We start from the raw sequence: 22,904 nt of genomic DNA, 5'->3' as shown, positions 1-22,904 counted from the left end.
TTAGATTTCTAGGTTATCGATCAATCGCGTGTTATCCAGCCAGGCTGCGCCTAAAACGACCAAATCTTGATCGGAAGCCTGAGCAAATGAAAGCGTATTGCGACTATGGATGCTGATGTAATCAACCCTCCAGCCGTGTTGTTTCAGGGTGTCGACAGCATTTTGCTGCAATGTCTGAAAATTTTTATTACCGGAACTAATTTCTTTTTTGATCCGCAAAAGCGTTTGGTAAAGTCTGCTAGCTTCAGCACGTTGCACTTCATTCAAATATTGATTGCGTGAACTCAGTGCCAAGCCATCCGCCGCTCGAACAGTTTCACTCGCAATAATTTCAACGGGTAAATTTAATTGTTGTACCATTTTACGCACTATATGCAACTGCTGATAATCCTTTTTGCCGAAAACAGCGAACTCAGGTTGAATAATATTGAATAATTTCAATACGATCGTTGCAACACCACGGAAAAACCCTGGTCGAAACTTTCCTTCCAGGATATCTGCTACAGATGGTAATGCTAACAAGAATTCTTGTGGTGTTGGGAAAAGAATTTTTTCATTGGGCGCAAAAACTATCTTGACATTTTGTAGCGACAGCGCCCTGCAATCTTCTTCGAATGTTCGAGGATATCGATTAAAATCTTCATGGGGAAGAAATTGCAACCGATTGACGAAAATACTGACAACAACACAATCTGCTAATTGATTAGCTTGATCAATCAGAGCAAGATGTCCTGCATGTAAATTTCCCATCGTTGGAACAAAAGCAATACTTTGTTCTCGGCAAAGGTTTTTATGCAATTCGGAGATGTCGGTGATTATTTTCACGCAGTACGTATGAGTTAAAATTGATGTTCGGAACTGGGAAACCGCCCAGCTTTGACAGCAAGGACATAATTTTCCACCGCTGCCGGGATACTTTTGGCTTCCACCATAAAATCTTTGATGAAACGTGGCTTTTTCCCTTGGGATAGCCCTAACATATCGTGCATTACCAGGACTTGTCCGGAACAACTATTGCCGGCGCCAATACCAATGGTAGGAATGGAAAGTGTTTGCGTGATTTTTTCAGCCAGTTTGGCGGGTATGAGTTCCATGACCAGCATGCCTGCGCCCGATCTTTCGAGAATTTTTGCCTCATCCAATAATAGCTTGGCGGATTTCTCCGAATTACCCTGTAATTTATACCCACCCAGATGATGGATGTATTGCGGAGTTAAGCCAATATGCGCGCAGACGGGTATACCGCGTCGGGTTAGGAACTGAACGGTATCAGCCATGATGTGACCACCCTCAATTTTTACCATCTGCGCTCCTGCGGCGATAATTTTGCAGGCATTCTTAAAAGCGAGCTCGGGCGAAGCTTGATAGCTGCCGAAAGGCATGTCGGTGATAATGAGCACCTTGTCGGTGCCTCGTGCGACGCTACGTGTGTGATAAATCATGTCATCGAGCGTGACGGATAACGTCGTGTTTTCGCCTTGCAAAACATTTCCCAATGAATCACCCACTAGTAATGCATCTATGCCTGAGTTTTCCAGAATGCGTGCGAAAGTTGCATCGTAGCAAGTGAGAATGGCGATCTTCTCATTGCTCTCAACCATTTTTTGCAGGGTAGTGAGTGAGGTTCTCATACTTTTATGTAGTGGTATTTCATGGAAAAATCTATTTCAGATCATGATGTTTTATTAGTTGATTTTTAATAGTTCCTGATCCTTACATGCGGCGAGTAAGGGTGCAATGGGGCCGTATCCGGGGATCTGACAATCCGGGGCGATTTCTATCAGAGGTTGTAATACAAATGCGCGGTGGATCATACGCGGATGCGGTATGATCAATCCGGCATCATTGCATTGCAATGCATCATACAGCAGTATATCGAGATCCAGGGTGCGTGGTGCATTCAACAATTCACGCACGCGCCCTTGTTTGTGTTCGATAGCGAGCAACGCAGACAGTAAATCCAACGGTGCAAGGTCGGTCTTGATCTGTGCTACAGCATTGATGAAATCGGGTTGGTCCAGCCGTCCGACCGGCGCACTTCGGTACAACGACGAGTGTTTTATGAGTTGTGTGCCAGGAAGTTGTCCCAATTCATTAAAAGCACGTTGTATTTGAGAAATCGGAGTTTCCAGATTACTTCCCAGAGCAATAAAAACCAGTCCTTTTTTCATTGATATAATATTTATAGTTTAAGTATCTGAGTTGTCTATGGTGTTTTCGGGGGTATGAGCAGAGCTGGAGGATGATTTTTTGCGGCTGCGTTTTTTTCTCCCCTTTTTGAGGGTTGTTTGTTTGGGCAACATTTTTTCACGTTCGGCATTGTCTGCGGATAAAAATGCTTTCCACCACTCGCCGAATTCGGTACTGAGTTCACCGCTTTCGCAACGTAGCAGCATAAAATCGTAAGCAGCGCGGAACCGTGGATGGGTAAGCAAACGGAAAGGCTTACGTCCGACACGTGCCTCGAATCGCGGTTGCATTGCCCATATTTCCTGTATTACTGCATCAAAGCGGCGTGGAATCGCCAATTTTTTATGTTGTAGCGAAAGAATATGGTTCATTGCTTCAAACAAAGCGGGTAGTGGCTTTTCTCCGGATGCTTGGAGCGAATTCCAGTATGATAGTACTTCATGCCATAACAATATGGCGAAAAGGAATCCGGGCGAGACGGGTTTATTTTGCCTGATCCGTTCATCAGTATTTTTCAGTGCGATAGTGATAAAACGCTCGCCCAAGGGTTGTTCCAGGATTACATCAAGCATGGGTAATAGCCCGTGATGTAAGCCGCGCATGCGCAATTCAACGACACAAGCTAAAGCGTGTCCGGACAATAGCAATTTCAGCATTTCATCAAATAAGCGGGACGGCGGGACATTTTGCAGTAAAGGCGCCAGATCGCCGATCGGCTTGGCGGTTTCCGCATCAATTTGCATATCCAGTTTTATAGCTAAACGCACCGCCCGTAACAGGCGTATCGGGTCCTCGCGGAAGCGTTGTACCGGATCCCCGATAATGCGCATTCTTTTGGCCTTGATATCTTCGTAGCCATTCAGGTAATCCAGAATTTCTTCTTTGACGGGATCATAAAACAACGCGTTGACCGTAAAATCACGGCGCATTGCGTCTTCTTCCTGGCTACCAAAAACATTGTCATGTAACAAGCGACCATGCTGGTCGATCGATTTCTTAGACGCAGGATTTTCATCCTCATCCGGTGAGGGTCCTCGAAAAGTCGATACCTCCACAGTTTCCGCGCCACACATTACATGTACCAAGCGAAAGCGTCGCCCGATAATGCGCGAGCGGCGAAAAATTTTGTGAACTTCTTCGGGCGTTGCATTGGTTGCAACATCGAAATCTTTCGGCACCAATCCCAATAACAAATCGCGGACTGCGCCTCCGACCAGATAAGCGGAAAATCCGGCTTGCTGTAAATTGAGGGCAATTTTTAATGCGCAAGAGGTAATTTGATTAGACCGGATTCCATGGTGTTTGCTAGTAATAATACTCAGCTTTGTCAGCGATTCGGGGGTAGACGTTTTGCGATTAAATACCTTGCGGAGAAGTTTGCGGATCATTGCGATAATTGAAAGTATTCGAGGCTTATTTGTTGATTTAACGAACAACCGCTTTGCATGATATGCGTGATCATAACGAGTTTGTAAAAATTGATGAAGCTGGCCGATAAGCCGGGTTCTGTCGTGGACAGTCATTCCTCTAGTTGCACAGTTACCTGCGCACTCAAGCAACCTACCCGCAGGCTCCGCGAGCCGCATCATTGCCTGCCTATTTGGTCTTGCTCCGGATGGAGGTTACCGCGTTTCACCGTAACTGAATACGCTCGTCTCTGTGGCCCTGTTCCTCACCTCACGGTGGACGGTTGTTAGCCGTCATCCTGCTCTGTGGAGCCCGGACTTTCCTCCCCCTGTGTGTTCAAGAAGAACACCAGGCGGCGACTGTCTGACCAGCTTCGTCGGCTATTCTATCATTTGCAAAAATGATCGGTTGGAGAAATAATTGGTCTCATGACTTTTACGCTTGCCTTTGAACTGACTGAATTATAAATTTTTCATTCGAATTAGAAATGAGGTATTTTAAAAGTAAACCTGTTGCAATCGTTTTTGGTTGATTTGATATTTACTGTAAAGCATGTTTCCATGTTCAGTCGGATTAGTTCCTTTTTCCGAAGATCACGCATCTTTTATCATTACTAATTATATCTATGCTATTGAAATTCCTGTCCCGTTTAACATGGTTTCTTTTTCTTCTCCTGTGTAGCACGCCAGCACTACTATTTTTATTTTCTAGCAGCGCTTACGCAAAAACACAGTCATCGGCTATTAAAGCCATCGATACTGCACGTATAGCCGTCGATCGCAGCAAGATGGAAGAAACGCAACGGCAAGCCGCCATTAATCATCTTGATACAGCCAAAGCGGACGAGCAGGAAGCTGAGATATTGAAAGAACGCCTGGCTACATTACAGGCTGAGACGGCAGATCAGCCTGTACGGATGGAGCGTCTGAACAAAGCATTGGCAACAAATCATGAGCAGGAGCTGCTCGAATGGTCCAAACGTATTCCGGCTGATGCGGATGGAGAAACTCTGGAACAGATTCTGGAGCAGGAACGCACTATCATTACCGATTTGCATGCGCAGATCAATGCAGCGGGTACTGATCTGGCCTTGATATTATCACGCCCGGCTCAAGCGGCCGATGAAATCGCCACATTGCGCCGTCGCATCGAAGAATTATCCGTTTCTATCGTTGCTCAAAAAGATGAGCCCGCAGCGTTGTTTGAAGCCCGGCGCCTGCATCGTCTTAGTGAACAGCGGCGGTTACAAGGCACGCTGGAATTGCGCCTTGCCGAGCAGGATACCGCCACGCAGCGTCAGCGTTTGCATGAGCTGTCACTACGCGAACTGCGTTATCGGCTGGATTTGCATGAAGAGCGGATAAAGCATCTGCAGCAACGTATTACCAGTCGTGGCCGATATGAACTGGAATCACTGATTGGACAATTGATCAAACGTGAAGAGGAGCTGGAAGGTGGCAACACTGTAGCGGTGGAAGCGGCTACAGTGAATCGTAAAATGGGTGAGGAACTTCTCCAGCAAAACGAGCAATTGGCTCGGGATCGCGCTGCTTTGGCCCGGATCGAGCAAGCGCGTGAACGCATTACAGTAACTTTAAGCGATACGCGTATCCGGCTTGATGTCGGTGGCACCAGCGAACGTGTTGGACGCTGGTTATGGGGTGAACGACGGCAGCTGGAATCTTTGACTCGGCTTAAAATGCACTTGGAAAGAATCCGTAATGATCTGGCCGATCTGCGGCTGGAGCGAGTAATGCTAAGTGAGCAGCAGCGCAGCCTGTTGGATATCGATAATGCTGCAGGCGCGTTGATAGAGACACCCGCGGGAGCGGATGATGATGTCCGCGTTGATGAAGTCGCACAGAATTTATTGTTTCCTTTGTTGCGTAAACGTACCGAACTGTTGGCATTGTTGGAACCTTTGCTGCAGCGGCGTATTTCGGCTTTGGAAAAAAGTGAGCAAGCGCTGCAGGAGCAAATTCACAATGTTCAGGAGTTGCAGCAGATGCTGGAGCGCTATTTACTGTGGATTCCCAGTCATGGCGTTATCGATAGCGATTGGCTGCAACGCTTACCCGAAGGATTGTATGACCTGATTAAACCGTCGCGTTTCATCACCACGATGGAGCTAAGCCTGCGCAGCTTTTATCAACAGCCGCTTCCGTGGATTGGTAGCTTACTGCTGGTATTGATTTTGCTGCTCCTCCGGCGCCGCGCACCAGAGCGTATCGAAGCTTTGGCAGCGGATACCAGTCGGATTCGCCAGGACAGCTATTCTGCTACGCTTAAAACGTTGGGGTGGACCTTGCTGGCCGTTTTACCTGGTCCGGTGATGCTGATTTTGTTAGGACAATTGCTACAAGGCATTGGTAATCCTGGGCGTTTTAGCCATTCCATGGGGCAGGCTTGCATGTTGATGGCGCTGCCGTTGCTGATTGTACAACTACTTTATTGGATCAGCAGGGAACAAGGTCTTGGTCATGCGCATTTCCGCTGGACCAAGCAACGCCGCGAGGCATTGCGTCAGTCGCTTCCGGGAATGGCTATTGTGGTGCTACCGTTATACTTCATCGGTTCGTTGGCATTTATTCGTAAGCTTGACCTGGCGATCGATGTGCAAGCGCGCCTGGCCATTTTGCTGAGCTGCGTGGTGCTTGCTTGGGTACTTTGGCGCTTATTGGATGTAGGGCGGCTTTGGGTCATTCGCGGAGTAACCAGCGAACCATCAACTTTGCGCAAGCTATTGCGGGTGCTGCTTCCTATATCATTGCTGACGGTTGCAATTTTAGCGTTGACCGGTTACGTTTATACTGCAGGTATGATATTGCAGTCACTGATAGCAAGCTTTAGTGTGATTGTGATGGTTGCCATTGGAGTGGGACTTCTGGCGCGCTGGTTTTTGCTCGGGGAGCGGCGTCTGGCCTTGCATCGATTTGATGAGCGCCGCTTGGCAGCCGCCCAAGTTGCTGAAGAGTCCGGAGAGACCATACCGGAACCGGAAGAAAATATTACTTTGGAACAGGTCAATACCCAGACGCGCCGCCTGCTGCGCGCCATTCGCTTAACGCTGCTCATACTGGGCTTGATCTGGGTATGGGCTGGCATCCTGCCCGCGATAACCCGTCTGGATGAGATTGCGCTTTGGCATGTCAGCGAGGTGGGTGCTGACGGTGCTACGATCCAGCAATCAATCACATTGATTGCGGTAGTGCTAGGTATTTTTGTTCTGGTTATGACGATTATTGGAGCCAGAAATCTGCCGGGGTTGATCGAAATTAGCCTGTTGTCGCATATTCGTATTGATGCCGCTTCACGTTATGCCATTACCAGCGTGTTGCGCTACACTATTGTGATAGGCGGCACCATAATAGGACTAGGTTTCCTGGGGATGCGCTGGTCGCAATTGCAGTGGATGGCTGCGGCCTTGACGGTTGGACTCGGCTTTGGTTTGCAGGAAATTTTTGCCAATTTTGTGTCCGGTATCATTTTGTTGTTCGAGAGACCTTTTCGGGTTGGCGATGTGATCACGGTCGATGGTTTTACCGGCAGAGTTACCCGTATTCGCACCCGGGCGACCACAGTTCTTGATGCGGATAATAAGGAAATCGTAATTCCCAATAAGACTTTTATCACCGGTCAACTGATCAATTGGACATTGACCGATTCGATCACGCGTGTGGTCATTAAGGTGGGTGTTGCTTACGGGAGTGATACTAATAAAGTTCGTGAATTGCTAATGCAAGCTGCCAGAGAAGATGAACGGGTGCTGACAGAGCCAGAACCGACATGCTGTTTTCTTGCTTTTGGTGCAAGTTCTCTTGATTTTGAGCTGCGTATTTTTGTTAACCTTTTAAGTCACAGGCAGGAAGTTCAGGATACACTCAACGCGCGAATTATTACATTATTTGCTGAACACAATATTGATATTGCCTTTCCTCAGCTCGACCTGCATGTGCGGGATCTACCCTCTGAATTGATCCGGAGCCCAGCGCCTGCTATTAAGAGTGAAGAAGCGAAGACAGATCGATCTTTGTGAAGGTTTGCTTAGGAAAAACCACTGATCACTATTTTTTGAAAGGTGGCCAATTACTTGGTGAGCATTGCGTTAATTCGTATGAGCGTATCCTCATCCAGTTCACCGGCCTCTGCGCTCAGGCGTAGTCTTGACATCAGATAACCGTGATAGGCTTTGGCCAGGTCGCGCTTGGCAGAATAAAGTTGTTGCTGTGCGTTAAGTACATCGACCTCGGTTCTGACGCCGACTTCTTGCCCAAGCATGGTGGAATCCAATTGACTTTGGCTGGAGATCAATGCTTGCTTGAGCGCTTTAACCTGCGCAATGCCATTGGTTACATTTAAAAATTGCTGACGGGTTTGTAAAGTGATATTGCGCCGGATGGTTTCCAGATCATGCAATGCCCGATTTTGGTTCGCAAGTGCTTCCCGCACACGGGATTGCACAGAAAACCCCTGAAATAAAGGAACATTAAGCTGAACGCCGATGGATTTAGAGATTAGATCGATGCCACGACCGGTAATCGCGCCACCGACACCCGTTTGATCACTGTATTGCGCAACCAGATCCACGGTCGGGTAATGTTGCGACCAGATTCTCTTCACTTCCTGGCTGGCAATTTCATACGCCGCTTGCTGAATTTTTAATGCAAAGTTTTTTTCTTCGGCGGCATGAACCCATTCATCCATAACGGCGTACGTTAATTTGTCCAGGTCCGACGCAATCTCTTTCGCACTCATAAGATTGTCAGGGAAACGGTCAATGATCCCTTGTAACGTGCGTTTGCGAATTTCCAGTGCATTACGTGCAGCAATTTCCTGTGATGCAGTGAGATCATGACGTGCCTGTGCCTCGTTGGTATCCACGATAGTGGATACGCCGACTTCAAAATTGCGCTTGGCTTGTTCGAGTTGTTTTAGGATCGCTGTTTTTTGCGCTTCGGCGACCTCGACATCGATTTGCGCATCCAACACATCAAAATACGCTTGGGCGACACGCAAAATCAAATCTTGCCCGGCCACGATAAATTGCGCATCGGCTCTGCTGATTTCGGTTTTTGACTGCTGATAGATCATTATATTTTCCATCCGGAACAGCGGCTGCGTTGCGGTTATCGTTACGCCACGGGATTGAATCGTGACTGGCGCGGGATCGATGTTGCTGTTCGTTGCGGAACTAATTAAGCTGCCTGCGTTCACCTCTTGAACGGTGCGTGACCCTGTTAGCGTGATGGTGGGTAAAAATCCGGCTCTGCCTTGTACCAATTTTTCCTGCGTCGCCTGATAGGCTGCCCGCGCTGACCGGTATTGCGAGTCTTGCGCCAAAGCCTCTTGATAAATACTCATCAGATCGGCAGCCTGCAGCGTGGAAATAGAGAGCGATAAGGCGCCTATCAAGGTAGCAAAAATCAATTGCAGGAATTTCATGGATGGTTCCGATATAAGTCCGGAGTTGATGAAGATTCGGCAATGAGCGGATCGCTTTGTTTGATGACAAACGTAATTGCTTCGATACTCAAAAGGTAAACCTTGATGGTTGCTGCGCATTGATAAACGGAACCGTACTGGTTTCAAACAGCGTAGTAGTGGTAAATTCGCCGGGTACCACGCAAGTGATCAATAAAGCCTCCATAACCGGGTCTTCGCCGACAATCGCAAATAACCGCCCACCCGGATTCAAACTGTTTTTAAATGCATCGGGTAAAACCGGCGTGGATGCAGTCAGTACGATGACATCGTAGGGTTCATGCTGGGGCCAGCCGCGTGCCGCATTGCCCTGTTCCAGGGTGACGTTGGTAATCCCGTGCGCTTTGAGGTTTTTTTCCGCCATTGCTTTTAGTTCCGGGATGATTTCGACACTGTAGACATGCGCGCCTTTGTCAGCCAGAAGTGCTGTCATATAACCGCTGCCGCTGCCGACTTCGAGGATTTTGTCAGTTTTCCGGATGTGCAGTTCCTGCAATATGCGCGCTTCCATTTTTGGCGTCAGCATAACTTGTCCAAAACCCAGGGGAATTTCCATATCGACAAAAGCCATCGCAAGATTTTCCGCAGGCACGAATTCTTCACGTTTTATTTTGTACAACAAATCAAGCACAGTATCATCCAGGACATACCACGTGCGAATTTGCTGTACCACCATATTAAATCGCGTTTGCTCAAGATCCATTTCTATTCCATATTGTTAAATTAACTTTAGACTTGCAATTATTTCACATTTCCATTAGCTTCACAGCATCAGCTAGGGGTCCGTTTTCAGAATTGTCTGATAATCTGGTGAGAAAGTCCCTTAATACCTGACGCGGATAATGCCGCCGTAGGGAAGCTGGGATTGATTCCCTCGCTCTTTATGGCATTTCTAAGGAGCATTTATATTATGAGCATTACAGTTTTAAACCCAAAAAATTTTTTGAGTGCAACAGCTCAAGTCGATGAAGCTGCCGTAAAGCCGCTGCCGAATTCACGCAAAATCTATGTACAAGGTTCTCGTCCGGATATTCAAGTGCCGATGCGGGAAATTCGTCAGAGCGATACGACGACCAGCATGGGCGGAGAAAAAAATCCACCGATCTGGGTTTACGATACTTCTGGTCCCTATACCGATCCTGCGGTAAGAGTCGATATCCGCTCCGGTTTGCCTGCGTTGCGTGAAAAATGGATTGCCGAACGCAATGATACCGAAATTCTGGCCAGTCATAATTCTGCCTATAGCCAAGCGCGATTGCAGGATCCCAAACTGGCGGATATGCGTTTTAACCTGCAGCGACAACCCCGCCGGGCCATGACAGGCTTGAATGTCACGCAAATGCATTACGCGCGCCGCGGTATCATTACGCCGGAAATGGAGTATATTGCCCTGCGCGAGAATCAGCGCGTAGAAGCGCTCAATGCGCAGAGTCATGAATTGTTGACGCATCAGCATCCAGGACAGGATTTTGGCGCATCATTACCGAAAATGATCACAGCGGAGTTTATCCGTGCCGAAGTAGCGCGCGGGCGTGCCATTATTCCGGCAAATATCAATCACCCCGAATCCGAACCGATGATCATCGGACGAAATTTTCTGGTGAAAATTAACGCCAATATTGGTAATTCCGCATTGGGTTCGAGTATTCAGGAAGAAGTGGAAAAAATGACCTGGGCGATCCGATGGGGCGGCGATACGGTGATGGATCTTTCCACCGGCAAGAATATTCACGAAACACGCGAGTGGATCATCCGCAACAGCCCGGTGCCGATCGGTACCGTGCCGATTTATCAGGCATTGGAAAAAGTCGACGGTAAAGCCGAAGAGCTGACCTGGGAGATTTTCCGCGATACGTTGATCGAACAGGCCGAGCAAGGTGTCGATTACTTTACCATCCATGCCGGTGTGCGTTTGGCGTATGTGCCGATGACTGCAAAACGCATGACCGGTATTGTATCGCGCGGCGGCTCGATCATGGCGAAATGGTGTTTGGCGCATCATCAGGAAAGCTTCCTGTACACGCATTTTGAAGACATCTGCGAGATCATGAAAGCCTATGATGTCAGTTTCTCACTGGGTGATGGGCTGCGTCCCGGTTCGATTTACGATGCCAACGACGAAGCGCAGTTTGCCGAACTGAAAACGCTGGGTGAGTTGACGCAAATTGCGTGGAAGCACGATGTGCAGACCATGATCGAAGGCCCAGGTCATGTGCCAATGCATTTGATCAAGGAAAACATGGAGTTGCAGTTGAAATATTGCGATGAAGCGCCTTTTTATACATTGGGTCCGCTGACGACCGATATTGCACCCGGCTATGATCATATTACATCCGCCATCGGCGCGGCCATGATCGGCTGGTACGGTACCGCGATGTTGTGCTATGTGACGCCGAAGGAGCATCTGGGTTTGCCGGACAAGGACGACGTCAAGGATGGTATCATCACCTACAAAATCGCCGCGCATGCGGCCGATCTGGCGAAAGGGCATCCCGGTGCGCAAATCCGCGATAATGCGTTGTCCAAAGCGCGTTTTGAATTCCGTTGGGAAGATCAGTTCAATCTCAGCCTCGATCCCGACAAGGCGCAGCAATTCCATGATGAAACCTTGCCGCAGGATGGTGCCAAAGTGGCGCATTTCTGCTCGATGTGTGGTCCGCATTTTTGTTCCATGAAGATTACCCAGGATGTTCGGGAATATGCCGCCAATCAGGGCGTGGCGGAAGAAGAAGCGTTAAAGCTGGGTATGGAACAAAAATCAGCTGAATTCAAGGAAAAAGGTGCTGAGATTTACAGTAAATTGTAATCACAATGTCCCCGATAAAATGGATATAACCCAATAAACACGCCGATGGATTTCATATTATTGCTTAAAGCGCTGATCCTTGGCGTGGTTGAAGGATTGACTGAGTTTTTGCCGATTTCTTCCACCGGTCATTTGATTTTGTTTGGTGATTTACTTGATTTTAATGATGAAAAAAGCAAAGTGTTTACTATTGCGATACAACTGGGCGCTATTTTGGCCGTGTGCTGGGAATACCGTAAAAAAATAACGGGTATCGTGATGGGAATCGGCTCAGACGCTTCTGCCAATCGATTTGTGCTGAATCTGTTCATTGCCTTCATGCCTGCAGCTGTCATGGGCTTGCTGTTTATTGACGTGATCAAGCAATATTTGTTTAATCCCTTATCGGTGGCTACGGCGCTCGTCATCGGCGGTGTGGTGATTTTATGGGCGGAGCGTAGGGATCATGTGATTGATGTGGAACAGGTCGATGATATGGACTGGAAGCACGCGTTGAAAGTGGGCATGGCGCAATGTCTGGCCCTGATTCCAGGGACATCGCGCTCGGGAGCGACAATCATTGGCGGCCTGCTTTTCGGCCTGTCACGTAAAGCTGCCGCTGAATTTTCTTTTTTCCTGGCAATCCCCATCATGTTCGCCGCTACTTTTTATGATGTCTATAAAAACCGCGCAATCCTGGAATTGAGTGACGTAAGCATGTTTGCTGTCGGCTTCATGGGTGCATTTTTCAGCGCACTCGTGGCGATCCGCGCGCTCATACGCTTCATCAGCAATCATGATTTCACCATTTTTGCGTGGTATCGCATCGTATTTGGCATTGTCATTCTGGTTACGGCATATACCGGTGTTATTGGCTGGTCGGAAATGTAGGCCAGTAACTATGCGCAATAAAACTCCTGGGTAGTTGATCTGAGAAATGCTAAGTCACTTTCTAGCTTTGTACCCACGGTAAGCCCGCCACCTTCCAACCGGATACCTTGCCGCGTTGACCGCTGTCATCCATATCGCCTTCAAATCCTTCCAGGATATTATAACAATCGGTAAAGCCGCTTTGTGTGGCCATAATAGCGGCCTGATTCGAGCGCGAACCACTGCGGCAGATGAACAGCACCGGCTGCGATTTATTGGTAAGACTTGCGAGCCGGCCAAGAAAATCTGCGTTAGGTTGCATGCCGGGGTAAGCGCGCAATTCAATTTCTGTTGCGCCGGGAATGCGTCCGACCCAATCCAGTTCAGCGCGGGTGCGCACATCCACCAATTGTGCGCGAGTCGATTCTTGTAAAATCCGATAAGCTTCCATCGGGAGTAATGCACCTTTGTAAGGAAGCTCCATTTCTTCGGCGCGTTGATGGGCTTTTTCCAGTATGGTTGCGGTAGTTTCCATAAAATGCTCCTGATAATGTTAATAAAGCACCCCGCCGCAAGCAGCGAGGTATTAAAAGCGCTCTTCAGACTGCTGGTTTTCAACCAGCCTTCGCCCCGAGGGGCGAGGAATTAAACCCGGAAGAGATTAAAAACGATCGTTTGATTACCTTTATAATAAGGGCAATGCAAATTTTCCATTCATTCTTTTTACTGCCAACATTATAACGCTTCATGGAGAAAATCCGCTTATCAAAACTGATGTCCGAACAAGGCCTATGCTCGCGCCGTGAAGCGGATCGCTATATTGAGTTGGGATGGGTGTTTGTCGATGGGGAACAGATTTCCGAGCTGGGAACTAAGATTTATCCCACACAAAAAATAAAATTGAACAAAGCGGCGCAAGCGCAGCAAACTAATCTAGTTACTATCTTGCTCAACAAACCGGTTGGCTATGTGTCCGGGCAGCCGGAACCGGGTTACCGGCCGGCTATTGTGCTGATCAAACCGGAAAATCAGTTTATACCCAAGCAACCGACGCAACCAGTCAAGCGATTTCAGGCGTCGCATTTAAAAAACCTGGCGCCCGCCGGGCGTCTGGATATCGATTCGCAAGGCTTGCTGGTGCTGACACAGGATGGACGCATTGCCAAGCAACTGATCGGTGAGGATTCCAATATCGAAAAAGAATATCTGGTGCGGGTCGAAGGAGTTTTACCGCGGGAAAAACTGGCGCTGCTGAATCACGGGCTTAGCCTGGACGGCCAACCATTGAAACCAGCAAGCGTGACATGGCTGAATCAGGATCAATTGCGCTTTATCCTGCAGGAAGGAAAAAAACGCCAAATCCGCCGCATGTGCGAGCTGGTTAATCTGAAAGTGACCGGCTTGAAGCGTGTGCGCATCGGCAAAGTCAAGCTGGGTAATCTACCCGAAGGGCAATGGCGCTATCTGGAGGATGGCGAGAAGTTTTGACGATGATTCCTTGAAATCAGTGAGGGGGCCGATGTATCAACGCTTGCACGTTGTACTCAAAATTCCTGCGTATCAGCTTTTATACTACTATGAGGGGGAAGTGGATACGGTGGCGGCGACGACCACGGATGGCCGCATCATTCATTTTCCGGCCAATGTGTTGCGTTCCGTGGTGCAGAACCAAGGTGTTTATGGCACGTTTGAATTGGTTTTTGATGAAAACCATAAATTCGTGTCGATCCGCCGCGTCAGCGATTAACGATAATCCTGCGTCCCTGCTTTCAATGCTCAGGCGCGTGCGTTACACTCTTTCATTATTGTTTCAAGTATTCATAACCTTTTTTTCATCAAATACGATTATTTAATCCCATGGCCCAATATGTAATGTCGATGCTCCGCGTGAGCAAAATGGTTCCACCCAAACGTCAGATCATCAAAGATATCTCGCTTAGTTTTTTCCCCGGCGCCAAGATCGGCTTGCTTGGATTGAACGGTTCCGGCAAATCGACTGTGCTGCGCATCATGGCCGGCGCGGATAAGGAGTTTGACGGCGAGGTGCAACGCCTGCCCAATATCCGCATCGGTTATCTGCCGCAGGAGCCCCAGCTGAACCCTGAGCATACCGTGCGCGAGGAAGTGGAAGAAGGCATGGGCGAGGTGATGCAGGCGCAAAAGAAACTGGACGCGGTTTACGCTGCGTATGCCGAAGAAGGTGCGGATTTCGATGCTCTGGCGGAAGAACAAGCGCGTCTGGAAGCCATTATTGCTACAGCCGGCAGCGATACAGAGAATCAGATGGAGATTGCCGCTGATGCGCTGCGTTTGCCGCTGTGGGATGCGCTGGTTAAAAATTTATCCGGTGGAGAAAAGCGCCGCGTTGCGCTATGCAAATTATTGCTGGAGAAACCGGATATGCTGTTGCTGGACGAGCCGACCAACCATCTGGATGCGGAATCGGTCGAGTGGCTGGAGCAATTTTTGGTGCGTTTTCCCGGCACTGTGGTAGCGGTGACGCATGATCGTTACTTCCTTGATAACGCTGCCGAATGGATATTGGAGCTCGACCGCGGCCACGGCATTCCGTGGAAAGGCAATTATTCCAGTTGGCTGGAGCAAAAAGAAGCGCGCCTGGAACAGGAAAACAAGCAAATCGATGCGCATATGAAGGCGATGAAACAGGAGCTGGAATGGGTGCGGCAAAATCCGAAAGGCCGTCAGGCCAAATCCAAAGCGCGTATTGCCCGCTTTGAAGAACTCAATTCGCAAGATTATCAAAAACGCAACGAAACCCAGGAAATTTTCATTCCCGTCGGCGAACGCCTGGGTAATGAAGTCATCGAGTTTGACGGCGTATCCAAATTCTACGGTGACCGCTTACTGATCGACAATCTGAGCTTCAAGGTGCCGCCCGGCGCGATTGTCGGCATTATCGGCCCGAACGGCGCGGGTAAATCGACTTTGTTCAAGCTGATTACTGGCAAGGAACAACCGGATTCCGGCACAGTGAAAATCGGCCACACGGTGCAGATTGCGCATGTCGACCAAGCGCGTGATTCACTGGAAAATGACAAAACCGTATTCGAAGCCATTTCTGGCGGCAATGATTTGCTGGTGGTGGGCAAGTACACGACGCCAGCGCGCGCTTACCTGGGGCGTTTCAACTTCAAGGGCGGCGATCAGCAAAAAGTGATCGGCCAACTCTCCGGCGGTGAACGTGGCCGCCTGCATCTGGCGCAAACCTTGATCGCGGGCGGTAACGTGCTGCTGCTCGATGAGCCCTCCAACGATCTCGATGTGGAAACGCTCCGCGCGTTGGAAGACGCGCTGCTGGAATTCGCCGGTTGCGTGCTGGTCATCTCGCACGACCGCTGGTTCCTCGACCGCATCGCCACGCATATCCTCGCTGCCGAAGGTGAATCGCAATGGACCTTCTTCAACGGCAATTATCAGGAATACGAAGCGGATAAGAGAAACCGTCTGGGTGAAGAAGGCGCGAAACCGAAACGGATACGGTATAAGCCGATTAGTAGATAATATTCGGGCCTGCCTTCTACCCTCATAGAGAACGATAAAAAACGGAAAGCAATATGCCAACAATCAGCCAATTTTTTGGGATAGTGATCCAAATGTTTTGGCGGGAACATGGGCCACCGCATTTTCATGCATTGTATGCGGAATATGAAGCATTGATTGATATTCGAACACTGGAAATCATTAAAGGTAGCCTACCGAAACGTGCGCTTGCTCTGGTGCTGGAGTGGGCAGCACAATATCAAGCTGAATTAATGGAGGATTGGAACCTATGTCAACAGAAACAATTACCCAAGAAAATTGCGCCGCTGGAATAACATCGTCGGCACCATGGCGTGTACGCACCGTTACTGTGCTGCCTAATTATTGTCTCTCTGTTACCTGTAACGATGGTACGACCGGTATTGTCGATATGTCGCGACTAATTTCCAGCGAACTGGCGGGTATATTTGCTGGGCTGCAAGATAAAAAATTATTCAATCAGGTTCGCATAGAACTCGGCGCACTCACTTGGCCGAATGGTGCAGACCTTGATCCGGTGTGGGTGCATGAAGAGATGGGGAAGAATAAAGTGTGGTGTGTTTCGGGGTAAGTCTTGACAACTAGCAATCTATTTTATTTCTGTATCTCCATTCGAGCATTTACAGAAAATTTTAATTCAATCTGATAAGACAAAAATGATTTTACTCAAATCAAATCTTACTCTTATAGAGATTGAAGATTTGTACTTAAAGCTACAAAGTGAAAAGCCCATTGATATTCGTTTACCAGAACACCTGAAACAAGGGGGAAGTTTTGGAATTACTTCTGCAATAATTCAATTTATTGCTACTTGGTCGCGCAGCAATAGAGAAAATAAATTATTGCCATATAATCAGATTATTGGAGCTTTATCATATGCAAAACTATTACATCAACCGCATGGATTAACTGCATGTTATCTGGCCCCGAATTTAGTTGACTCTAAGGGTAACAATTTAAGAAAATCTGAAGTTCTAGCTCAAGCAACTCCATATATCGAGGCTATGCAAACAAGCAAATTGCGAGAAACGATGAATGGACGAGGTGCAATTCTTGCTTGTTTTGCAGGCGCAAGAAATGAATTTCTATTACCACTGTACGAACGACCCACTTCGGAAGGATTGCGTGGAATTAAGGATTTCGAACTGCTGACACAACAACTTATAAATTGTTGTGATCCATCTGCTCTTCGACGCTTGCCAGAAGCACATATCCAAACAATTAGCTTGCTCATTCGTGAGCTATTTGAAAATACCAATGATCATGCAACTTCAGATGAATGCGGTAAAGAATATTATTGGGAATATCCAAATGTAAGAAGCATTATTGCAAAATATATTACATTTAACCCGAATGATACAGATTCAATAAAAACACTAAGTGACGTGCCTCATCGTTTGTTTTATCAAAAGGCGCTACTAGATTATACAGCTACCAAAATAATTGATTTTCTTGAGGTGACCGTTATTGATAACGGCCCAGGTATAGCTAAGAGATGGTTATCACATGTCAGTCCAAAGGATAAAATTGAGAATATTTCAATTGATTCAGAAGAAAAGTTAGTTAGGGAAGCCTTTGAGCTTGGGAAAACTACTAAAAATATTAGTGGCACAGGAATTGGACTTAATACTGTAATAAAAAGCTTGGTTAAGCTAAAGGCTTTACTTCGATTAAGAACTGGCCGACTTTGTTTATATCAAAGCTTTTCAGGTAATTCAAAACAAGTATTTGCACCAAGTCATTGGCTTAACAACAGGAAGGAGTTACCAAGAACGGTTGGTACATCGTTTTCCATCCTCATTCCATTATCCAGTAAGAAGTAATCATGCGAGGATATTTTCCAATAGATATTCGAGATGAGGAGAATAACGATCCTGTCTTGGACTATCGATTCTTATTTAAGTCTCCGGGTATCGTTAGCCCAGCAGATTTGGCTGATTGTTTAACACAAGCGTTGCGGCGAGCTCTTTTTCCTGACGCTATCGTCTTTGTTTGCATTCCCAGTGAATTCGAACAGTTATCTGAAGTATTTAAAACGGATGAAGGTGTAAAACAGGCGCTTGAACGTGCCAGCTCAAAAGTATGTGTAGCAATTTGTAAGATAGACCAGTTAGGAAACTTGGGAAAGCCAAAATATGTAAAGAATCAGCGTAATTCTTTACCTTTGATTGAAACAAAGTATCAAGAAAAGATTTTTCGTGAAGGACTACAGACATTATTTAATACACCAAATGTTTTAGTACCTGCCCCAGCTGGTTTTATCTTTGTTAAGCCATCAAAAAATCGTTCAAAGTATTTTTTACGTGCTGAAGAAGCTCTTTATGAAACTGAACGTGTTCAATTTCTTGCTTTTGCGATTCTAGGCAGAATTGCCAAGCGCGAAAAAGAAACTCAGGAATCAATAAGGGTTATCTTCATTGATACCATGGGAATTGCTAGCTTAGCCTATGTCTTACGCGAACTTTATCACGAACTTTATGAGAAACCTCGACCTAGGGTTGAAAGTTTTCATTCTTATGGCGGGATTAGAAATATACCAATTCCTCTACAAGGTACTTCTCTTTGCATTATTTCTGCATCATCTTCTATGACGATGCAAAGAGATTGGCAAAAAAGCACACGCTGTTACTCCTCGGAAGTGATAACACTGATCACTTTTAAAAATGCTGTAGATAGTGAACAAGCTATATATGCATTCAATGAAGTGGATTCGATAAACAGCAATGAGGATCAATTAGGGTTACGTGATTTGCGTATTGTTGGGGAAGGTTTTACTCGCGAGGATGTGCCGCTTAAGCAGGTATTGTTAAAGGTATCGGCTCATAGACAAAAAAGATGGTTTGAGATTGGATCAAAATATTCTGAGTTGAAATTGTTTTCACTCATGAAGGTAGGAGATGTAGGAAGTAAAATACGTCCCATTTTTGTTGATGGTGAGCAATTACTTAAAAGTGATGATTTTGATCTCTTTTTTGAAAAAGAGATCATGCAGTGTGTTCCTCTTTCTGTCCAAGCTATCGTGCATCAAGATGATAAGACTTCTAAAAAATTGGCTGAGAAATGTGCGATTCGTGTTAAGGAGATAAGAAAGGAAAAAGAAGCTTTAAAGGTTATTAGTGCCCGTGAGTTGGAAAATTCACCTTTAGATAAGGTAAAGGCTCTGCTCATTGTAGCTGCAGTAATTGGCCGTGGAACGAGATTACTATCAATAAGTAGAGATCTGCGTGATCTTCATGATGGTGCTCGTCATTACATGATTGGCTTTCAATTGACAGAGTCAATTAATGATTGTGAACAGCTCAAGAAAAACCTCAGATTTTCAGCAAATAAATCAGTGATCAATGTTTCCATTATGGAAAGCCTTGCAATAGGTCGTACTGTCGAAGATACATATAAGGCTGAAATAGATTTATTTGGCAGATGGAGAGGTTTTCCTTATCTTGGAGAACGGGTTGATGAATTGCGGCAAAAACAAGGTTTAAGTCAGAATGCTTTCTTGCCTGCCACTTTGCAAAATGAGGGAAATTTAAAGTTGCGCAAAGATTTCGCATTTTGGAAAGCTGAGTATGACTTGGGGACAGATCATTCTGTAGCTGTATTACTAACTGCAGCTTTGACACTTCAGCATGCTAGAGAATTCAATAAATTCAAAGATGACGATGATCGATTGGCATCTGATACTTTCCAGCAAGTTATACTCGATCCGGAGAATTTTGCCCGTTACAACGATGGTGTAATACAAGCTGCACTATTACGTGCAGCACACCCAATTGAGCTTGATTATTCATCTCATGAAGGAGTTAGTCGACGTATGACTGACATACTTTCTGGGATATTTAGAATGAATTCTCGCCAGCAAGGGGAGGCAGCATTGGAGTTTGCCTTTGCTTTAAAGAGTGACCGGATGAAGCTTTATGATTCGGATATGAGACGTCTAAAAGTCGAAGTCAGAAATTTGTGTGAGGATAGCGGAAAATACATTAAGTTATTGAAAAATATTTTGGATATAGACTTTTCTGAAGCATGGATTGATGAGACTAGTATTTAAGTTGACGCATTGAATTTTGCAGGTTGGACTTGGACTATCTATATTTTTAAATGAGATTTCTATGAATGCAATCAGTTATACAACAGCCCGTGCTAATTTAGCTAAAATAATGGAGCAAGTTTGCAATGACCATGCACCGGTGATTATTACACGCAAAATAGAAGCGTCCGTAGTAATGATTTCCTTGGAAGATTATCAGGCAATGGAAGAGACAATTTATTTACTGCGTTCTCCAGCTAATGCACGGTATTTACTGGAATCCATTGTTGAGCTTGAAGCAGGGAAAGGTATCAAGCAAGAATTGATGGAATGAATCTGATTTTTTTCTCCAAAGCCTGGAAGGATAATCTGTACTGATCAGTCTTGCTCAGTAATTGCGCATCCGTTTTTAGTCAGTATTCAACCAAAGCCCGTTTTATCTATCCTATTGGCATTTTCCGATGCTATGTAATAGGACATTTCTCTTATCTAATCAGTGACAATCTTCTTTATCTTCCTCAACACAACCTGTGTACTATATGCGGCATTAACGGTTCACGGGTGGTATGTTGATCGAATCAACAAGTGAAACGAACTGTGCGTTGGTTGAATAATGAGGAATTGGATAGTGAGGATATTGAATGATCGCAGTTAGGTTTTTTCCTTTTGCGCAGCGAGAAAGGTATCTAAAAGCGCTGTTTTTTTTCAGCTTGATGTGGCTGCTGCCGGGATTCGGTGGAGTGTCATCTGCCGTGGCGTCAGAGTCAACGGCGCATAGTGAGGGTGAGTTTGGTCCATTACATGACTGGCCGATTATTCCTACCGCTATGATGCTTATGCCGGATGGAAGGGTGTTTGCTTACGGTTCCAACACCAATGGTACGCAAGGCGGTAAAATGCATTATGTGATTTGGGATCCATCCATGGGAACCGGGATGGATGCATTCGAAGTATTACCCAATACGACTGATACTGATATTTTTTGCGCGGGGCAAGCGCATATTCCCGGGAGCGGTCAGGCGCTCATCCTCGGAGGTGATGCGCGGGTAAATAATATTCGAAACTATGCCAATAGCGATGTAAATATCTTTGATCCCGCTACGGATACGCTGATGCGCCAGACCCAAAGCATGGCGTTTAAACGCTGGTATGCGACGGCGGTTACGCTCCCCAATGGTGAACATGCTGTGCTGGGTGGGCGCAATGACAGATTCTATAAAGGAACAAAAAAGATTCCCGCAACCGTGGCTACATTTTCACCCATACCGGAAGTGCGCGCGGTTGATGGGAGTTGGCGCACGCTTAATTCGGCATCCAGCGATTATGCGTATGGCGCATTGGGGGCAGCCTCTTGGTTTTACCCAAGAGCTTGGGTCAATCCTCAGGGAAATCTGTTTATTCTTGCTCCCAATGGAAAGATGTATAGCCTGGATACCTCCGGTGATGGTGTGCTGACGAAATACAGCACTAAGATTGAGCCGAGCCAAGCCAGCTTATCGAGTGTGATGTATGCGCCTGGAAAGATCCTTACCATCCGCAAGTATCGAAAAGCTGTGAGTGTTGATCTCAACGATCCTGTTAAGCCTGCGGTTTCTGCCGCAGGTTACTTGGCAAAAGACCGTCAATTTGGCACGGCAACCGTGCTGGCGAATGGTCAGGTTTGGGTCAATGGCGGTTCATCGACAGGTAACGATCTGGTCGGTGCCGCCCTGGATACGGAATTATGGGATCCGGATACGAATACATGGGAAACCGTTGCAAGCGCGGCCACGGCCCGTTTGTATCACTCCGCGTCTCTTCTGCTTCTGGATGGAACGGTAATTACCGGCGGCGGCGGTGCGCAAGGCCCGTTGACACAGCTCAATGGTGAAATTTATTACCCGCCTTACTTATTCAAGACAGATGGCAGCGGCGAATTTGCGCTACGCCCGGATATTATTGATGCGCCGACAACACTGGTAAACTGGGATCAGCAATTTTCAGTCGAAGCGAGCGAAAGTATCGCCAGGGTAACATTGGTGCGCGCTGGTGCAGTCACGCATGCATTCAACCAGGAAACCCGATTTTTTGACCTGCCGGTTTCAGAGATGGCAAACATCGTGACGGTGCAGTCACCCGCATCACCCAATCTGGCGCCGCCGGGTTATTATTTGCTATTTGTCTGGAATGCCTCGGGCGTTCCTTCCGTAGCCAGAATTATCCAACTCGGTTAAGTTACCCAAGGAGTATCGATGCCGCGAGTTATTACCATTGATAGGATCTCGTGTGAGCGACATTAAAGAAATCACCCAGGCGCTCCTTAAATTCCGTGATGAACGGGATTGGGCGCAATTTCATAATGCCAAGGATCTTGCATTAGCGTTGAATATTGAGGCTGCAGAATTGCTCGAGGCTTTTCTGTGGAAAGCTTCCGAGCAGGCGGATATTGATAAGGTAAGTGAGGAGCTGGCTGACGTTATCGCATTTGCTTTGCTGTTGGCGGAAAAATACGATTTGGATGTGAAGCAAATCGTACTGCAGAAAATTGAGCAGAATGCACAGAAGTATCCGGTTGAAAAATCACGAGGCAGTGCGAAAAAATATACGGAATTGTAAACGTGTGCC

At 46.8% G+C, this 22,904-nt stretch carries 20 protein-coding genes, 1 other RNA gene and 1 riboswitch; of the genes, 13 read left to right on the top strand and 8 right to left on the bottom strand.

The genetic code is table 11. From position 1 onward, the window contains the following. The 5 genes from panC to rnpB form a co-directional block, all read right to left on the bottom strand. Nucleotides 1–825 carry a pantoate--beta-alanine ligase gene (gene panC, locus ATY38_RS05000; protein ID WP_062558337.1) on the bottom strand — a complete coding sequence of 275 codons (825 nt, stop codon included), beginning with the start codon at nt 823–825 and terminating at the stop codon, nt 1–3. Between the two features lie 14 nt (nt 826–839). Further along, the gene (panB, locus tag ATY38_RS04995) at nt 840–1,631 is read right to left on the bottom strand and encodes a 3-methyl-2-oxobutanoate hydroxymethyltransferase (protein ID WP_062558336.1); all 792 of its coding nucleotides are present in this window, start codon (nt 1,629–1,631) and stop codon (nt 840–842) included. 54 nt (nt 1,632–1,685) lie between these two features. Continuing rightward, the gene (folK, locus tag ATY38_RS04990) at nt 1,686–2,171 is read right to left on the bottom strand and encodes a 2-amino-4-hydroxy-6-hydroxymethyldihydropteridine diphosphokinase (RefSeq protein WP_062558335.1); all 486 of its coding nucleotides are present in this window, start codon (nt 2,169–2,171) and stop codon (nt 1,686–1,688) included. A gap of 18 nt (nt 2,172–2,189) precedes the next feature. Beyond that, entirely contained in the window at nt 2,190–3,578 is a 1,389-nt protein-coding gene (gene pcnB / locus ATY38_RS04985) for a polynucleotide adenylyltransferase PcnB (RefSeq protein WP_062558334.1), read from the bottom strand. A gap of 91 nt (nt 3,579–3,669) precedes the next feature. Next, an RNA gene (rnpB, locus tag ATY38_RS04980) (RNase P RNA component class A) lies at nt 3,670–3,972 on the bottom strand. Nucleotides 3,973–4,222: 250 nt separating this feature from the next. Here rnpB and ATY38_RS04975 point away from each other — a divergent pair. Then, complete coding sequence (locus tag ATY38_RS04975) at nt 4,223–7,633, top strand: mechanosensitive ion channel domain-containing protein (RefSeq protein WP_062558333.1); 3,411 nt, start codon at nt 4,223–4,225, stop codon at nt 7,631–7,633. Between the two features lie 50 nt (nt 7,634–7,683). Here the strand turns inward: ATY38_RS04975 and ATY38_RS04970 are convergent, their stop codons facing one another. Further along, nucleotides 7,684–9,039 carry a TolC family outer membrane protein gene (locus tag ATY38_RS04970; protein WP_062558332.1) on the bottom strand — a complete coding sequence of 452 codons (1,356 nt, stop codon included), beginning with the start codon at nt 9,037–9,039 and terminating at the stop codon, nt 7,684–7,686. A gap of 88 nt (nt 9,040–9,127) precedes the next feature. Next, nucleotides 9,128–9,781, bottom strand: a complete 654-nt coding sequence (locus tag ATY38_RS04965) for a protein-L-isoaspartate O-methyltransferase family protein (RefSeq protein WP_062558331.1) — start codon at nt 9,779–9,781, stop codon at nt 9,128–9,130. Between the two features lie 64 nt (nt 9,782–9,845). After that, nucleotides 9,846–9,952, top strand: a riboswitch (TPP riboswitch). A gap of 36 nt (nt 9,953–9,988) precedes the next feature. Here ATY38_RS04965 and thiC point away from each other — a divergent pair. Next, the gene (thiC, locus tag ATY38_RS04960; RefSeq protein ID WP_062558330.1) at nt 9,989–11,884 is read left to right on the top strand and encodes a phosphomethylpyrimidine synthase ThiC; all 1,896 of its coding nucleotides are present in this window, start codon (nt 9,989–9,991) and stop codon (nt 11,882–11,884) included. A 45-nt stretch (nt 11,885–11,929) separates the two neighbouring features. Beyond that, on the top strand, nt 11,930–12,754 hold the full coding sequence (locus tag ATY38_RS04955; protein ID WP_062558329.1) for an undecaprenyl-diphosphate phosphatase: 825 nt from the start codon (nt 11,930–11,932) through the stop codon (nt 12,752–12,754). A gap of 61 nt (nt 12,755–12,815) precedes the next feature. Here ATY38_RS04955 and ATY38_RS04950 read toward each other — a convergent pair whose 3' ends face one another. Further along, nucleotides 12,816–13,268, bottom strand: coding sequence for a rhodanese-like domain-containing protein (locus ATY38_RS04950; protein ID WP_062558328.1), 453 nt, complete (start codon nt 13,266–13,268; stop codon nt 12,816–12,818). Between the two features lie 212 nt (nt 13,269–13,480). Between ATY38_RS04950 and ATY38_RS04945 the strand changes: the two genes are divergently transcribed. The 10 genes from ATY38_RS04945 (at nt 13,481) to ATY38_RS04900 (ending at nt 22,895) form a co-directional block, all read left to right on the top strand. Next, complete coding sequence (locus ATY38_RS04945; protein ID WP_062558327.1) at nt 13,481–14,221, top strand: pseudouridine synthase; 741 nt, start codon at nt 13,481–13,483, stop codon at nt 14,219–14,221. A 19-nt stretch (nt 14,222–14,240) separates the two neighbouring features. Next, nucleotides 14,241–14,480, top strand: a complete 240-nt coding sequence (locus ATY38_RS04940; RefSeq protein WP_235590429.1) for a DUF2835 domain-containing protein — start codon at nt 14,241–14,243, stop codon at nt 14,478–14,480. A 110-nt stretch (nt 14,481–14,590) separates the two neighbouring features. After that, complete coding sequence (gene ettA / locus ATY38_RS04935) at nt 14,591–16,255, top strand: energy-dependent translational throttle protein EttA (protein WP_062558325.1); 1,665 nt, start codon at nt 14,591–14,593, stop codon at nt 16,253–16,255. Nucleotides 16,256–16,308: 53 nt separating this feature from the next. Beyond that, nucleotides 16,309–16,569 (top strand): DUF4160 domain-containing protein, encoded by a 261-nt coding sequence (locus ATY38_RS04930; RefSeq protein WP_062558324.1) that lies wholly within the window; start codon nt 16,309–16,311, stop codon nt 16,567–16,569. After that, complete coding sequence (locus ATY38_RS04925) at nt 16,524–16,844, top strand: DUF2442 domain-containing protein (protein WP_062558323.1); 321 nt, start codon at nt 16,524–16,526, stop codon at nt 16,842–16,844. The genes ATY38_RS04930 and ATY38_RS04925 overlap by 46 nt, the downstream gene beginning before the upstream one ends. Before the next feature lie 85 nt (nt 16,845–16,929). Further along, complete coding sequence (locus ATY38_RS04920; protein WP_062558322.1) at nt 16,930–18,096, top strand: histidine kinase; 1,167 nt, start codon at nt 16,930–16,932, stop codon at nt 18,094–18,096. A 2-nt stretch (nt 18,097–18,098) separates the two neighbouring features. Further along, a complete protein-coding gene (locus ATY38_RS04915; RefSeq protein ID WP_062558321.1) occupies nt 18,099–20,321 on the top strand; it encodes a hypothetical protein in 2,223 nt (740 codons plus the stop codon). Between the two features lie 61 nt (nt 20,322–20,382). Further along, nucleotides 20,383–20,634 carry a type II toxin-antitoxin system Phd/YefM family antitoxin gene (locus tag ATY38_RS04910; RefSeq protein ID WP_062558320.1) on the top strand — a complete coding sequence of 84 codons (252 nt, stop codon included), beginning with the start codon at nt 20,383–20,385 and terminating at the stop codon, nt 20,632–20,634. A 307-nt stretch (nt 20,635–20,941) separates the two neighbouring features. Continuing rightward, nucleotides 20,942–22,513, top strand: a complete 1,572-nt coding sequence (locus ATY38_RS04905) for a galactose oxidase-like domain-containing protein (protein WP_062558319.1) — start codon at nt 20,942–20,944, stop codon at nt 22,511–22,513. Between the two features lie 52 nt (nt 22,514–22,565). Continuing rightward, entirely contained in the window at nt 22,566–22,895 is a 330-nt protein-coding gene (locus tag ATY38_RS04900; RefSeq protein WP_062558318.1) for a nucleotide pyrophosphohydrolase, read from the top strand. Nucleotides 22,896–22,904: the final 9 nt, after the last annotated feature.

The organism is Nitrosomonas ureae (genome assembly GCF_001455205.1).
Classification (GTDB): Bacteria; Pseudomonadota; Gammaproteobacteria; order Burkholderiales; family Nitrosomonadaceae; genus Nitrosomonas; species Nitrosomonas ureae.
This window is presented reverse-complemented; position numbering and strand designations above follow the sequence as displayed.

What these genes read in the sequence shown, in the direction of transcription:
- panB (WP_062558336.1), bottom strand. Translation starts at nt 1,631, where the DNA reads ATGAGAACCTCACTCACTACCCTGCAAAAAATGGTTGAGAGCAATGAG.
- folK (WP_062558335.1), bottom strand. Translation starts at nt 2,171, where the DNA reads ATGAAAAAAGGACTGGTTTTTATTGCTCTGGGAAGTAATCTGGAAACT.
- pcnB (WP_062558334.1), bottom strand. Translation starts at nt 3,578, where the DNA reads ATGATCCGCAAACTTCTCCGCAAGGTATTTAATCGCAAAACGTCTACC.
- ATY38_RS04975 (WP_062558333.1), top strand. Translation starts at nt 4,223, where the DNA reads ATGCTATTGAAATTCCTGTCCCGTTTAACATGGTTTCTTTTTCTTCTC.
- ATY38_RS04970 (WP_062558332.1), bottom strand. Translation starts at nt 9,039, where the DNA reads ATGAAATTCCTGCAATTGATTTTTGCTACCTTGATAGGCGCCTTATCG.
- ATY38_RS04965 (WP_062558331.1), bottom strand. Translation starts at nt 9,781, where the DNA reads ATGGATCTTGAGCAAACGCGATTTAATATGGTGGTACAGCAAATTCGC.
- thiC (WP_062558330.1), top strand. Translation starts at nt 9,989, where the DNA reads ATGAGCATTACAGTTTTAAACCCAAAAAATTTTTTGAGTGCAACAGCT.
- ATY38_RS04955 (WP_062558329.1), top strand. Translation starts at nt 11,930, where the DNA reads ATGGATTTCATATTATTGCTTAAAGCGCTGATCCTTGGCGTGGTTGAA.
- ATY38_RS04950 (WP_062558328.1), bottom strand. Translation starts at nt 13,268, where the DNA reads ATGGAAACTACCGCAACCATACTGGAAAAAGCCCATCAACGCGCCGAA.
- ATY38_RS04945 (WP_062558327.1), top strand. Translation starts at nt 13,481, where the DNA reads ATGGAGAAAATCCGCTTATCAAAACTGATGTCCGAACAAGGCCTATGC.
- ettA (WP_062558325.1), top strand. Translation starts at nt 14,591, where the DNA reads ATGGCCCAATATGTAATGTCGATGCTCCGCGTGAGCAAAATGGTTCCA.
- ATY38_RS04930 (WP_062558324.1), top strand. Translation starts at nt 16,309, where the DNA reads ATGCCAACAATCAGCCAATTTTTTGGGATAGTGATCCAAATGTTTTGG.
- ATY38_RS04925 (WP_062558323.1), top strand. Translation starts at nt 16,524, where the DNA reads ATGTCAACAGAAACAATTACCCAAGAAAATTGCGCCGCTGGAATAACA.
- ATY38_RS04920 (WP_062558322.1), top strand. Translation starts at nt 16,930, where the DNA reads ATGATTTTACTCAAATCAAATCTTACTCTTATAGAGATTGAAGATTTG.
- ATY38_RS04915 (WP_062558321.1), top strand. Translation starts at nt 18,099, where the DNA reads ATGCGAGGATATTTTCCAATAGATATTCGAGATGAGGAGAATAACGAT.
- ATY38_RS04910 (WP_062558320.1), top strand. Translation starts at nt 20,383, where the DNA reads ATGAATGCAATCAGTTATACAACAGCCCGTGCTAATTTAGCTAAAATA.
- ATY38_RS04905 (WP_062558319.1), top strand. Translation starts at nt 20,942, where the DNA reads ATGATCGCAGTTAGGTTTTTTCCTTTTGCGCAGCGAGAAAGGTATCTA.